The organism is Bradyrhizobium sp. LM2.9, assembly GCF_054056555.1.
Map to the genome: position 1 here is coordinate 4,720,865 of NZ_JBSRYJ010000002.1, position 13,428 is coordinate 4,734,292.

Annotated in this window: 11 protein-coding genes and 2 pseudogenes; 8 read left to right on the top strand and 5 right to left on the bottom strand. The window is 64.4% G+C overall.

Features of this window, described 5'->3' with window-relative positions; genetic code table 11:
* Nucleotides 1-22: 22 nt before the first annotated feature.
* Nucleotides 23-148 (bottom strand): hypothetical protein, encoded by a 126-nt coding sequence (locus ACVWW3_RS24645; RefSeq protein ID WP_256467659.1) that lies wholly within the window; start codon nucleotides 146-148, stop codon nucleotides 23-25.
* A 92-nt stretch (nucleotides 149-240) separates the two neighbouring features.
* Between ACVWW3_RS24645 and ACVWW3_RS24650 the strand changes: the two genes are divergently transcribed.
* The gene (locus ACVWW3_RS24650) at nucleotides 241-819 is read left to right on the top strand and encodes a L,D-transpeptidase (protein ID WP_456648375.1); all 579 of its coding nucleotides are present in this window, start codon (nucleotides 241-243) and stop codon (nucleotides 817-819) included.
* An 83-nt stretch (nucleotides 820-902) separates the two neighbouring features.
* Nucleotides 903-1,718 (top strand): DUF2927 domain-containing protein, encoded by an 816-nt coding sequence (locus ACVWW3_RS24655; RefSeq protein WP_247441632.1) that lies wholly within the window; start codon nucleotides 903-905, stop codon nucleotides 1,716-1,718.
* Nucleotides 1,719-1,752: 34 nt separating this feature from the next.
* Here ACVWW3_RS24655 and ACVWW3_RS24660 read toward each other — a convergent pair whose 3' ends face one another.
* Entirely contained in the window at nucleotides 1,753-2,559 is an 807-nt protein-coding gene (locus ACVWW3_RS24660) for a class I SAM-dependent methyltransferase (protein WP_247348791.1), read from the bottom strand.
* Nucleotides 2,560-2,648: 89 nt separating this feature from the next.
* Nucleotides 2,649-3,776 carry a threonine synthase gene (locus ACVWW3_RS24665; protein ID WP_456648374.1) on the bottom strand — a complete coding sequence of 376 codons (1,128 nt, stop codon included), beginning with the start codon at nucleotides 3,774-3,776 and terminating at the stop codon, nucleotides 2,649-2,651.
* 110 nt (nucleotides 3,777-3,886) lie between these two features.
* Between ACVWW3_RS24665 and ACVWW3_RS24670 the strand changes: the two are divergent.
* The 4 genes and pseudogenes from ACVWW3_RS24670 to upp all read left to right on the top strand — a co-directional run bounded on the left by ACVWW3_RS24670 (nucleotide 3,887) and on the right by upp (nucleotide 8,037).
* Nucleotides 3,887-4,523: pseudogene (locus ACVWW3_RS24670) on the top strand (VOC family protein).
* 281 nt (nucleotides 4,524-4,804) lie between these two features.
* A pseudogene (locus tag ACVWW3_RS24675) lies at nucleotides 4,805-6,062 on the top strand (GTP cyclohydrolase II).
* A gap of 7 nt (nucleotides 6,063-6,069) precedes the next feature.
* Nucleotides 6,070-7,308, top strand: a complete 1,239-nt coding sequence (locus ACVWW3_RS24680; RefSeq protein ID WP_456648372.1) for a URC4/urg3 family protein — start codon at nucleotides 6,070-6,072, stop codon at nucleotides 7,306-7,308.
* A 99-nt stretch (nucleotides 7,309-7,407) separates the two neighbouring features.
* Entirely contained in the window at nucleotides 7,408-8,037 is a 630-nt protein-coding gene (gene upp / locus ACVWW3_RS24685) for a uracil phosphoribosyltransferase (RefSeq protein ID WP_247348786.1), read from the top strand.
* A gap of 8 nt (nucleotides 8,038-8,045) precedes the next feature.
* Here upp and ACVWW3_RS24690 read toward each other — a convergent pair whose 3' ends face one another.
* On the bottom strand, nucleotides 8,046-9,155 hold the full coding sequence (locus ACVWW3_RS24690; RefSeq protein WP_456648371.1) for a M48 family metallopeptidase: 1,110 nt from the start codon (nucleotides 9,153-9,155) through the stop codon (nucleotides 8,046-8,048).
* Nucleotides 9,156-9,158: 3 nt separating this feature from the next.
* Entirely contained in the window at nucleotides 9,159-10,304 is a 1,146-nt protein-coding gene (locus ACVWW3_RS24695) for a YjgN family protein (protein WP_456649751.1), read from the bottom strand.
* A gap of 311 nt (nucleotides 10,305-10,615) precedes the next feature.
* Here ACVWW3_RS24695 and ACVWW3_RS24700 point away from each other — a divergent pair, with 311 nt between their 5' ends.
* Both ACVWW3_RS24700 and ACVWW3_RS24705 read left to right on the top strand, forming a co-directional pair.
* Nucleotides 10,616-11,881, top strand: a complete 1,266-nt coding sequence (locus ACVWW3_RS24700) for a cytochrome P450 (protein WP_247441615.1) — start codon at nucleotides 10,616-10,618, stop codon at nucleotides 11,879-11,881.
* Nucleotides 11,882-11,912: 31 nt separating this feature from the next.
* Nucleotides 11,913-13,187 carry a cytochrome P450 gene (locus ACVWW3_RS24705; RefSeq protein ID WP_456648370.1) on the top strand — a complete coding sequence of 425 codons (1,275 nt, stop codon included), beginning with the start codon at nucleotides 11,913-11,915 and terminating at the stop codon, nucleotides 13,185-13,187.
* The last annotated feature ends 241 nt before the right edge of the window (nucleotides 13,188-13,428 follow it).

Below are 13,428 nucleotides of genomic sequence, written 5' to 3' on the forward strand. Positions count from 1 at the left end.
TTCCAACAATCCGTCCGATCAATCATTGTTCGCTCGTCTCGTCAAAGCAATAGCCGGCATCGCCGCCCTGCCCCGCGCGTCGATGCGCCGGTTTGGCTAATGCTTTTCGCCAAATTGGCGTGGTTGCCGATTTGGTAACTTCCTTCATTAAGGATGCCTGCCTCACGGGGCCGTGGCTTGCGGAAAGCCCGCAAATATGGCCTGTGACTTCAGTTGAATCGATTTTTGCTGGGGGAAACAATGATCCGGTTTTTTGCCGCACCGATCGCCGCCATCGCACTGCTGTCGGCCACCGCCGGCGGCGCCTTCGCCGAAGAGTTCGACACGCGCGACATCATGGGCGGCGGCCCGAACTTCTTCCGCGGCGGCTCGAGCCCGGTCCCCCGGACCACCGTCATGTATAACGGCAAATACGCCCCCGGCACGATCGTCGTGAACACCAGCGAGCGCCGGCTCTACCTGGTACTCGAGAACGGCCAGGCACTGCGCTACGGCATCGGCGTCGGCCGCGACGGCTTCCGCTGGGGCGGAGTGCACAGGATCACCGCCAAGAAGGAATGGCCGGGTTGGACGCCACCGTCGCAGATGCTGGCCCGCCGGCCGGACCTGCCGCGTCACATGAAGGGCGGCATCGAGAATCCTCTCGGCGCACGCGCGATGTATCTGGGCTCGACGCTCTACCGCATCCACGGCTCCAACGAGCCGGAGACGATCGGCCAGGCGGTGTCCTCAGGCTGCTTCCGCATGACCAATGACGACGTCAGCGACCTCTACGGCCGCGTCGGGGTCGGCACCACCGTGGTCGTGCTCAACAACTAGCGGGCGACGAACCGCAGGAAACCGCGAGCGCGTGAATATGCGGTCTTGTGCGTCGCTTGCGAATACGGCAGCGTCGCCCGGCAATGAGCGCATTGGCCCCGTCTTCGTCCGGCTTTCGCATCGCCCTGCTGGCGCTCGCCACCGTCGCGTTCGTCCCTGACACCGCTACCATCGCCGTCGCGGGCGAATTGCCCGCGATCGCCTCGCGCCAGCGCGCCGAGAAGAAGAGCTTTACCGACGGCGAGATCGTCGATGGCTTTCTGAAGACGGCGTTCGGCGCCGAATACCACCTTGCCGGCCGTGTCGACCGCATCCGCAAGTTCGACGGGCCGGTGCGCGTGTTCGCCGAGAGCGACCGCGCCGACCGCAAGGCGCAGCTCGCAAAAGTCGTGGCCGACATCGGCAAGCGCGTGCAGCATCTCGACATCGCCATGATCGACACCAGCGAGGCGGCGAATGTGCGGGTGAAGCTCGTGCGCGACAGCGATCTGTTCCGCACCATCTCGAGCTTCTACGGCGCGGCGAAGGCCCGCGAGATCCGCACCTCGCTCGATCCGCAATGCCTGTCCGGCTTTCGCAAGAACGACAATTACGAGATCGAGCATTCCGACGTCATCCTCACCGTCGACAACGGCGATTTCACCTTCCTCGACTGCGCCTATGAGGAGCTGCTGCAATCGCTCGGCCCGATCAACGACACCGCGAGCGTGCCCTGGACCATGTTCAACGACAACGTCTCGATGGGGTATTTCGACGTTTACGACCAGTACATCCTCAACCTGCTCTACGATCCCCGCATCAAGGCCGGCATGACTATACAGGAAGTCAAGGCGGTGCTGCCCGACGTGCTCACCGATGTGCGCATTTGGGTGACGCGCGTGAATGATCTGAAAGAGTGAGGCGCCTTCCCTACAAAGGGAGAAGAGAAAGCAGTCACACTTTCCTCGCCTTCGTCATCAGGAATTGCTGGCGCATCACGTTGTTGCTTCCGTCGAAATATTCGGAGATCAGCGCCTCGAACTCGCTGCGCAAACTTCGCAGCTTGTCCGGCTCGTCCTTGTACTGGGCCACGAGCTTGATCAAAGGCCCAATCGTCGTTTCCATGGTGCGGCGGAAATGCTGCGGGCTGAGTGCGGACGGATTCATGATGTCCATCTCGAACGAAATATCCTTCACCTTCCCTGCGAGACGTTCGGCGACGATCTTCGGATCACCCCACGACACCGGTGAGGCCACGCCCTCGGGCGGCGGCAGATGGCGGCCGATCAGCGCGAACATCCGTCCGACATAGAGATGCGGCGGCCAGGTGGAGAAGGCGATGGTGCCGCCGGGCTTCAGCACGCGCAACATCTCGCCGATGGTGACCTCGGGGCGCGGCGCGAACATGTGGCCGAACTGGCTGAGCACCACGTCGAACTCGTTGTCGCCGTAGGGCAGGCTTTCGGCGTCGCCTTCGGCGAAGTCGAGATCGAGGTTCGCCAGCTGCGCGTGCTCGCGGGCGCGCTCGATCAGAACCGGAGACAGGTCGAGGCCCCTGACCTTTGCACCGCGGCGCGCCGCCGTGATCGCGGCAACGCCGGTGCCGCATCCGACATCCAGCAGCCTTTGGCCGGTAGCGACCCCGGCGAAACTCACGAGCTTGGCCGCCGCGGGCGTCGTGAACACTTCCATTGGCGTGAACAGCGACCAGGCCTCCTTCTGGACTGCCTTGAAACCAGCAAACGGGTCTTGCGCGGTCATGGAACTCTCCCTTCGCTCGACGTCAGTTTTCATGAGGCTAACCAAGGATACCAAAGGTTCAACGCACCGCAAAGGCGGTCGCGCCAGCCCTACTGCACGAGATCGGCAACTGTGGTCGCGGCCTTCAGGCCGGTGCCGGTCAGCACCGCGACCGTGGTCTCGTTCGCCTTGATGGCGCCTGTGGCGGATAGTTTTTCCAGGGCCGCGGCCGCGCTGGCGCTGGTCGGCTCGGCGAACAGGCCCTGCCGTGCCAGGCGGCGCAGGGCGGCGACGATCTCATCCTCCGTGAGCGCAACTGTGCCACCGCCGCTCTCGCGTAAGGCGCCGATGATCTCGCGCAGGCGCAAGGGATTCTTGATGGCGGTGCCTTCGGCGATGGTCTTGTTCACCTCGCGCGCGACAGGCGTGTCAACGCCCGCCTGAAAACTCGCATCGATCGGCGAACAATTTTGAGGCTGCGCCGCGAACAGCCGCGGCAGCTTTGCGATCTGGCCTGCCCTCAGCAGCTCGCGGAAGCCGAAGGCGCAACCGAGAAGCGAGCTGCCGGCGCCGACGGGGACAATGACGTTGTCGGGGGCGCGAAAGCCGAAATCTTCCCATATCTCATAGGCGAGCAATTTGGTGCCTTCGAGAAAGAACGGTTGCCAATTGTGGCTGGCGTAAAAGGTCTGGCTGGACTGGCGGATGGCCTCGGCCTCCGATTCCTCGCGCGGGCCCTCGACGAGCTGCACCGCCGCACCATAGGCACGCACCTGCGCGATCTTGGCCGGCGACGTGGATGCCGGCGCCAAAATCCTCACGCGCATGCCGCCGGCGGCACCCAACCCCGCCATCGAGGAGCCGCCATTGCCGGATGAATCCTCCAGAATGGCGTCGACACCGATCTGGCGGAGGAAGGACAGCATCACCGCCGAGCCGCGGTCCTTGAAGCTGCCGGTCGGGTTGAACCATTCGAGCTTGAAGAACGGGCGCAGGTCGCCCCAATCCTGCTGCACCAGCGGCGTGCAGCCTTCGCCGAGCGTGATCGGCTTTGCGATCTCGACCGGCAACGCCGCCCGGTAGCGCCAGAGCGATCGGGTGCGGGGCTCGATGTCCTCGGGCGATATGCCCGCACCCGGCGTCACCAGCAGCGGCGTGCGCTCGTCCGAGCACCAGCGCGGCTGGTCCAGCGGATAGAGCTTTGCGTTGCGGGGGTCGACGTAGCTGGCGGCAGGCATGGCGTTCTCCGGGGACAGAGCCGATCTGTCGATATGTCCGAATATGCGGGTTTTATCCAGTCACCTGTTTGGATGGTGTGGACGCGGCCAATTTGTGCAAGATGTTGACCATGCTTCGTCTTGACCACATCACCGTCGCCGCCAAAGACCTTGCCGAGGGCGTTGCCTATGTCGAGCAGGCGCTCGGCATAGCGCCGCCGGCGGGCGGTGCGCATCCGCTGATGGGAACGCATAATCATCTGCTGCGGCTGAGCGAGACGGCGTTCCTCGAAGTCATCGCGCCGAACCCGTCGGCCCCGGCGCCAACCCGGCCGCGCTGGTTACGCGATGGACGATCCGCGAACGCATGCAGCGCTCGCATCCTCGCCGCGGCTGATGACCTGGGTCGTGAGCACGTCCGATATCGCATCAGCGCTTGCGAAGATCCCGCAAGCCGCCCGGCCGGCGATTCCTGTGACGCGCGGCAATCTCGAATGGCTGATCTCCGTCCCGCCCGACGGCTCGATGCCGTTCGATGGCGCGTTTCCGACCGTGATTGAGTGGCCGGCCGGCCCGCATCCGGCCTCGCGCATGCCCGACCTCGGCTGCGCGCTGCTGGCGTTCGAGATACGGCACCCCGAGGCGGACACGATCCGGTCGTCGCTGACGGGCTTTCTGGACGATCCGCGTATCCGTTTCAGCCGTGAGCCCGAGCCGTCGTTTCGCGCGGTGATCCGGACGCCCGGGGGCGAGCGGCAACTGGCTTAGGCGCGCCACGGGACGCCCGCCCCTTTAAAAACACAAACAATTACATAGATATAGCTCACAGCCCGTGGCCCGTGCCGGCGTCGCGCGCCGGTCATAGCGCGCGAATACCTGGATGAGCAGCATCGGCAAGGGCGAGCCTGCGCGGGCACGATTAACTTGTCTGTCGCAGCTCACCGCTACAATATGTTGGATTGATCTTGCGCCGCCGGTGACCGGACCGGCAACGCGACTGAGCCAGGCCCGTCCGAGCGGCGGGCCGTTGGCTTTTTAGGAGTTTGGTCATGAGCCGCGCGAACCGTACCGACCACATCCGCCTGACCTCCCATCCGGAGCCGGGCCGGAAGGCCGCCTTCCCGATCCACTGGGGCGCCGCCGACGCACGCGCCCGCGGGCCGATCATCGGCACGGTGTCGCGCGCAGGGGATCGCAACGTGATCGGCAGCCATGGCGGCTCCTATGCGATGTACCGGGCGCTCGCAGTGTCCGCCGGCGCGCTCGATCCTATCCGGCGTCCCGATCTCACCAACACCTTTCCCGCGGCGACCATCGGGCCGTTTCCGCAATGGAGCGATCCCGGCAAAAATCGTCGCGCTCGATCCCTGGGGGCATCTCGTCGCCGAGAATTTCGGCAAGGACATCGCCGAGGGCATCGACATTCGACCGAGCATCGCGGTAACGCGCGCGCGGCTGGACCTGCCGGAGATCCGCGAGGCGCTCGCCGCAAAACGCCTGCGCGCCGACGGCGATGTCGTCCACGCCAATGGCAGCGTGTCGGTGGTGAAGATCGCGATCGATCCGGTCTGGTATCTGCCCGGCCTTGCGGAACGCTTTGCGACCAACGAGACCGAGCTGCGGCGCACGCTGTTCGAGCAGACTGCCGGCATGTTCCCCGAATTGGTGACGCGGCCGGACATGAAGGTGTTTCTGCCGCCGATCGGCGGCACAACGATCTACATGTTCGGCGACGTCACCAAGCTGCCGGACCATCGCACCAAGATCACCTGCCGCGTCCATGACGAGTGCAACGGCTCCGACGTGTTCGGCTCCGATATCTGCACCTGCCGGCCCTATCTCATCCACGGCATCGAGGAATCCGCGCGCGGCGCCCAGGAGGGCGGGCTCGGGCTCGTGATCTACAACCGCAAGGAAGGCCGCGCGCTCGGCGAGGTCACGAAATTCCTGGTCTACAATGCGCGCAAGCGCCAGGAGGACGGCGATGCGGCTGCCGCTTATTTCGAGCGCACCGAATGCGTCGCCGGCGTCCAGGACGCGCGCTTCCAGCAATTGATGCCGGACACGATCCACTGGCTCGGCCTGAAGCGCATCGACCGCTTCTTGTCGATGAGCGACATGAAGCACGACGCGCTGACCTCGCAGGGCATCGACATCGTCGAGCGCGTGCCGATCCCGCCGGAGCTGATCCCGGCCGACGCCTATGTCGAGATCGCCGCGAAGAAGGCCGCCGGCTATTATTCGGACGACATCGCGCCGGCGAAGGACGTCGACGACGTGGTCGGGCGTTCGCTGGAAAAATACTGATCAATTGATGGCAGACGCTTTGGAATTGCAGGCCCGTTCGCTGCTCAGCGCAGCAGCGGTTCGCGCGCGTGCCGGCGAGATGCTCGAGATCGGCCTGAACGGCGGGCTGACGCATTTCACGATCGATCTCGATCGCATGGACGGCGTTGCGGAGGCCGTGCTCGCGGTCACGCGAAAAGCCTATCCGACGCTTGAGATCCCGTTCCACGCGCGGTGGCGGCATTTCGTGTTCGGTGGCATCGACCGCTGGGCGCGACTTGCGGACGCGGCCTCATGGCCCGATCGCGCGGCGCGAGCGCGTGCGGAGTTTGACCTTGCCATCGTCAGCGTGCTGCTCGATGCCGGCGCGGGTGCGGCGTGGCGATACCGCGACGCCGTGACGGGACAGGGCATTGGCCGATCCGAAGGGCTTGCGATCGCAAGCCTCGACATGTTCGCGAGCGGCCTCTTTTCCCGCGATGCCAGCGCATCGTTCAGGGCCGATGCGGACGTGCTCGCAAAACTGCCGCTCGCCGCGCTCACAGCCGCCTTTCAGGTGAGCGATGCCAATCCGCTGCTCGGGCTCGAAGGACGTACCGATCTGCTGCGGCGTCTGGGCAAGCTGGTGGCGGAGCGAGCGGACGTGTTCGGCTCGCACGACACGCCGCGGCCGGGCGGCCTGTTCGATCACATCGCGGCGCAGGCGAATGGCGGCGCGCTTCCCGCAGCCGCGATCCTGTCCGCCGTGCTGAACCAGCTCGGACCGATCTGGCCTTCGCGGCTGGAACTTGCGGGAATTCCGCTCGGAGATTGCTGGCGCCATCCTGCAATCAAGACGGACGATGCGACTGCGGGCCTTGTGCCCTTGCACAAGCTATCGCAATGGCTGAGCTACTCGCTAATCGAGCCGCTCCAGCGCGCCGGATTCAACGTCACCGACATCGACGGCCTGACCGGGCTTGCCGAATACCGCAATGGCGGCCTGTTCGTCGATCACGAGGTGCTGCGCCTGCGCGATGCGGCTGACGCCGAGCGCGCGCATGCGGTGGATTCAGCTCTCGTCGTGGAGTGGCGCGCGCTCACCGTGGCGCTGCTCGACCGGCTTGCCGAACTGGTTCGCGCAAAACTCGGCCGCACCCCCGATACATTGCCGCTCGCCAGCATTCTGGAAGGCGGCACCTGGGCCGCGGGCCGCGCCATCGCGTTCTCCCGCCGGCCCGACGGTTCGCCGCCGCTCAAGGTGATCAGCGACGGCACGGTGTTCTGATAACCAGATCGTTTGAATTCGCGGAAACAGACCTCTCATCCGGCGCTTCGCGCCACCTTCTGCCACAAGGGGAGAAGGGAAAAAGCAAGAGCATCCACTATGGAAGGCGTCACGATCGTCGATCATCCGCTGGTGCAGCACAAGCTGACGCTGGTGCGGGACAAGTCCATTTCGACAAAGTCATTCCGCGAGCTGATCAAGGAGATCGGCATGCTCCTGTGCTATGAGGTGACGCGCGACCTGCCGCTCACCGACGTCGTGGTCGACACGCCGCTGGCACGGATGCACTCGGCCAAGATCGCGGGCAAGAAGCTGGTGTTCGTTCCCATGCTGCGCGCCGGCACGACTTTCGTCGACGGCATGATGGATTTGGTGCCGACCGCGCGCGTCGCGCATATCGGGCTCTACCGCGAGCCGCACAGTTTTGCCGCGGTCGAATACTTCTTCAAATCGCCGTCCGACCTCGGCGAACGCCTCGCAATCGTGGTGACGCCTGTGGTTGCGACCGCCAACACGGCCGTCGCCGCAATCGATCGGCTGAAGGAGCGTGGCGCCAAGGATATTCGGCTGGCCTGCCTGATCGCCGCGCCGGAGGGACTGGAACGGCTGCGCGGATTGCATCCGGACGTCCCGATCTGGACGGCCGGGGTGGATGAAGGTCTCGACGAGAACGGCTTTATCCTGCCGGGCCTCGGCGACGCCGGCGACCGCGCCTATGGGACGCGATAAGGCGAAGCTCAGATCTTCCCGCTGCCGCAAATCAACTTCAGCGACTGCCACTCCGTATCCGTGAGAAGCGGCGGGCCGCTGGCGGGGCGGCCTTCTTTCGTCATGCGGGCGAGGCGGTCCTCGGTCAGCGGATGGCTCGCGAGGATCGACGTGAGGCCGCCGCCTTCCTTGCCGGTGATGCGGAACATCAGTTCGGCCGCGGGCTTCGGCGAGCGGCCGAGCTTGTGCATGATCTCGATGGCAAACGTATCCGCAGCGGTCTCGGCCTCGCGCGAATAGGAAGCCTCGACCACGCTGCGCGAGGCGAAGATCACGGCGCTCGAGCCGGTGACGTCGCCAAACAACAGGCCGATCAGGAACGAGGTGCCGCCGTTGTAGATCAGGCCGCGCATGTTGTCGTAATGCTTGAGATGACCGAGCTCGTGGGCGAGGATGCCGGCGAGCTCGTCCGGGCTTTCGGCCTTGTCGAGCAGGCCCTTCAACACGAAGACCTTGCCGCCCGGCAGCGCGAACGCGTTCGGCACCGGGGTCGGCAGCACGCCGGCCGTCATGGAATCGTCGTCGAGACCGGCGGCATCGCGCAGCCGATTGACGAGTTTGATGAAGGCCGCTTTCCCCGCCGCATCCTCGCACAGATTGCGGCCGAAGATGGTCTTGACCTGAACCTCCGACGCATCGCCAATGCGCCGCTCGATTGGTTTCGGCACCAGCGGCGCGAGGCGGTCGGCAGCGAGCGGCACACCGAACAGCACGACGCAGACGATGGAGACGGCGGCAGCCATCGACCAGCCGACGATTTTTGCGACGCCGCGGCGCGAAGTCTGGTGCTCGTCGAGCCGTACGCAGCGGACGGTCACGTCTGAGGCGAGCAGAGCGTCGCGAATTTCCAGCCGTGCCAGCGGCGGCGCGGAAGCGCAGGCGAGCCGCAAAATGCCGGCCGGGCTGTCGGCGCGGCGGATGTCGGTATAGGGCCAGACAACGGGCGTCCCGCCCTCTTCGAGGATCTCCAGCGCGTCGCCGAGCACCAGCGTCACCTGCCGCCTGCGGCTCGACACGCCGTCGAAGAAGATGGTCGGCTTTGCGGACTGCGCCGGGACATCGGTGGGCAACTCACTCACAGCTCAAAATCCCGCGACATCGAGTCCATCGGCAAAACCTTCGCCGAGTGCGCTGGCGAGCTCGCCGCTCCCACGCACATCCGCCGCGGCCGCGATGTTGTGCACATCGACGGTTTCCAGCAGCTTGGCCCAGAGATCGCGCTGGAGATAGATGCGCATGACGATGTTAAGGGCAAGGGCGAGTGCGAAATAGCCGACGACCATCATCACCAGCGTCGGGATGCTCTTGGCGGCATTGCCGGGCCCCAACGCCTGCTCGACCGAAAGGCCGCTCAGCGTGACAACGAGCATGGTCGCTCCGCCGATATAGGCGCCGAAGATGGCGGAGAGCAGCGTCCACCAGCCGATCACTTTCCAGTACAGTCCGTAGAATGCGTTGTGCGGCAAATCCGAGGACAGGCTGACGCCACCGATGCGGATGCCGTCGAGCCACCAGCGCCATTCGCGCGCCTTGAACTCGGCATAGAAGAACGGCGCGAGCGGGAAGATCACCAGCGCGATCGGGCTGAGCAGCCACAGCCACCAGCCGCGCTTGAAGAACGTCCAGCCGGCGCCTGCGAATTCGCCGCGCAAATCGCCGAAATGGGTGTGCCGCATCTTGTAGCGTTCGAGCGACGCCTCGCGCCACGGCAATGCGAGACCAAGCGTCAGGAACACCAGCAGGCCCCACAGCATGGCGCGGAACGAATAGGCCCAGCCAGATCCGTCCATCCAGAACCGCACGCCGCGCCAGACCGTGCGCGTCAGGCGATAGCGCCGCGCGCGAAAGATCGCGAACTGGCCGAAGGCGTAGAAACTGATGAACAGCGGCGTCGAGGCAAAACCCTGCCAGCGCTCGAACTCGATGCCGACGAGAAAATAGGCGAGATAGATCGGCACCAGGATCGCGAGCGCGAACAGAAAGCCGACCAGCAGCTCCTTGGCCCGGCCGGTATACTCGGCGGCATCGCCATCGATCGCAGTGTTCGCCCACAGATGACGGCGGATGTCGGTGACGAGCCAGAACCGGTAGAAGCCGAAGGTGACGAGCTCCAGCAGGGCACCCTTGGTGACCAATTTGCGAAACTCGGTGCGGTTGCCGGTGAAATCGACCCGCGTGGACGGCAGCGGCGGCGGTAAGGGTTCGGAGCCGATGGGGGCCCATTGCATATCGTTCACGGCAGCAACCTCGGGGTGCGGACCTGGTTCGATCAAACTATAGATCAGAGATTAGTCGATCCCCAAGATGGCCGGGTTCGATTTGGCTCGATTCCAGTCGATTTCTTGCACGATTCCTCGCCCAACGGAGTGCGCGAGATCACGTTCGCGGGGCGGCGTGACGGCCGTCCGTCGCTTTCGTGAAGGTTGGATGTGGCAAAACTCTCCCTTGCTCCGACGCAGACAACCGGCTGTAATTGCAAATCAAATACCGCAGCGCAAAATTCAACGAGAACGCGCGGTTCACGCCAGGGAGAACGGTCATGCACGGGACCATCGAGAGCGCGGCAAAGCTCGACGCATTGCGCGAGCGTGCGACGTCACTGCCGCTGGAGCAATTCGACCCGGGCGATCCTGAGTTGTTCAGGACCGATACGTTCTGGCCCTATTTCGATCGCCTGCGCCGCGAAGATCCCGTGCACTACTGCAAGGACTCGATGTTCGGGCCGTATTGGTCGGTGACGCGCTACAACGACATCATGGAGATCGAGACCAATCATTCGGTCTTCTCCTCGGCCTCCTCGCTCGGCGGCATCACCATCCGCGACATCGATCCGGAACTGCGCCGCGAGAGCTTCATCTCGATGGACCCGCCGCGCCACGCGGCGCAGCGCAAGACCGTGGCGCCGATGTTCACGCCGACGCATCTGGACAATCTGGCGCTGAGCATCCGCGAGCGCTCGGCCGAGTGCCTGGACAATCTGCCGCGCGGCGAGGTGTTCGACTGGGTCGACCATGTCTCGATCGAGCTCACCACGCAGATGCTCGCCGTGCTGTTCGACTTCCCCTGGGAGGATCGCCGCAAGCTGACGCGCTGGTCGGACATCGCGACCACCATTCCCGGACCCGACGGCCTCGTCGCCACGGAGGACGAGCGTCAGGCGGAGCTGACCGAATGCGCGGGCTATTTCGCGCGGCTCTGGAAGGAGCGCATCGCACAGCCGCCGAAGAGCGACCTCCTGTCGATGATGGCGCATGGTGCCGCGACGCGCGACATGGACGCGAAAAACTTCCTCGGCAATCTCGTCCTTTTGATCGTCGGCGGCAACGACACCACTCGCAACACCATGTCGGGCTCGCTCCACGCGCTGAGCCAGCATCCGGAGCAATATCGCAAGCTGCGCGAAAACCCCGCACTGCTCGACAGCTTCGTGCCGGAAGTGATCCGCTGGCAGACACCGCTGGCCCATATGCGCCGCACCGCACTTGCGGACTTCGAGTTCCGGGGCAAGCAGATCAAGAAAGGTGACAAGGTCGTGATGTGGTACGTCTCGGGCAACCGCGACGCCGACGCGATCGAAAAGCCCTACGAGTTCATCATCGACCGCGCCCGTCCGCGCACCCATCTCTCCTTCGGCTTCGGCATCCACCGCTGCGTCGGCTTGCGGCTTGCCGAACTCCAGCTCAAGATTATCTGGGAAGAGATCCTCAAGCGATTCGACCATATCGACGTGGTCGGCGAACCCAAGCGGGTCTATTCGAGTTTCGTGAAGGGACTCGAGACGCTGCCGGTGAAGATTACGGCGTGAGGCGAAGGAAGAACCAACTGGAGCCACGACCATGAACATCCAAGCGCCGGTTAACGTGGACAAGGCCGAACGCGTGCGCAGGGCCCGCGAGGAGGCCTATGCGACGCCGCTGGCGCAGTTCCATCCCGGCGCGCCCAGGCTGTTCCAGGACGACACCCTGTGGCCGTGGTTCGAACGGCTGCGCCAGGAAGAGCCGGTGCACTACTGCACCAATGCGCCGATCGACCCGTATTGGTCGGTGGTGAAGTACAACAACATCATGCATGTCGACACCAACCACAGCCTGTTCTCTTCCGATTCGACGCTCGGCGGTATCGGAATCCGCGACGTGCCTGAGGGTTATGATTGGCCCAGCTTCATCGCGATGGACCAGCCGCGGCATTCGTCGCAGCGCAAGACGGTGTCGCCGATGTTCACGCCGACGCATCTGGACGAACTGGCAAAATTGATCCGCCAGCGCGCGCAGACCGTGCTCGACAACCTGCCGCGCAACGAAACCTTCAATTTCGTCGAGCGCGTCTCGATCGAGCTGACGACGCAGATGCTGGCCACCCTGTTCGATTTCCCCTGGGAAGAACGGCGCAAGCTGACGCGCTGGTCGGATGTCGCGACCGCCCTGCCCAAGAGCGGCATCGTGGCCTCGGCCGAAGAGCGCCGCCGCGAGATGGACGAATGCTATGCCTACATGTCCAAGCTGTGGAACGAGCGCGTCAACTCCGCGCCGCGCAACGATTTGTTGTCGCTGATGGCACACAACGACGCCACGCGCTTCATGGACCCCGACAACCTCATGGGCAATATCATCCTACTCATCGTCGGCGGCAACGACACCACCCGCAATACCATGACCGGCTCGGTGCTGGCGCTGAACGAGAACCCGGACCAGTACGACATGCTGCGGCAGAATCCGGCGCTGATCGATTCCATGGTGCCCGAGGTGATCCGCTGGCAGACCCCGCTCGCGCATATGCGGCGCACCGCGCTTGAGGATACCGAGATCGGCGGCAAGCACATCAAGAAAGGCGACCGCGTCGTGATGTGGTACGTCTCGGGCAACCGTGACGAGGGGATGTTCGAGAGGCCGAACGATTTCGTCATCGACCGCCCGCGGCCGCGCACCCACCTCTCCTTCGGCTTCGGCATCCACCGCTGCGTCGGCATGCGCCTCGCCGAGCTGCAGCTCAAGATCGTCTGGGAGGAGATGCTGAAGCGCTTCGACCGCATCGAGGTGGTCGGCGAACCCAAGCGGATCTATTCGAGCTTCATCAAGGGATACGAGTCGCTGCCGGTGAGGATTCCGGGGTAGGCGGCTACGCCGTCATTGCGGCGCGTTCAACTCTATCCCCTCACCCTGAGGAGCCTGCGAAGCGGGCGTCTCGAAGGGCGAGGCCGAGAGCGGGGCCTGCCTCCTTCGAGACGCGCGCAAGAGCGCGCTCCTCAGGATGAGGATGAACACCTTTCGCGCGGATATAAAATTCCGGCATGACAGCTCGCACAACATGCGATGGGTCGCACACGGCCTTCTGTCCTAAACCGCACTGAAAGCA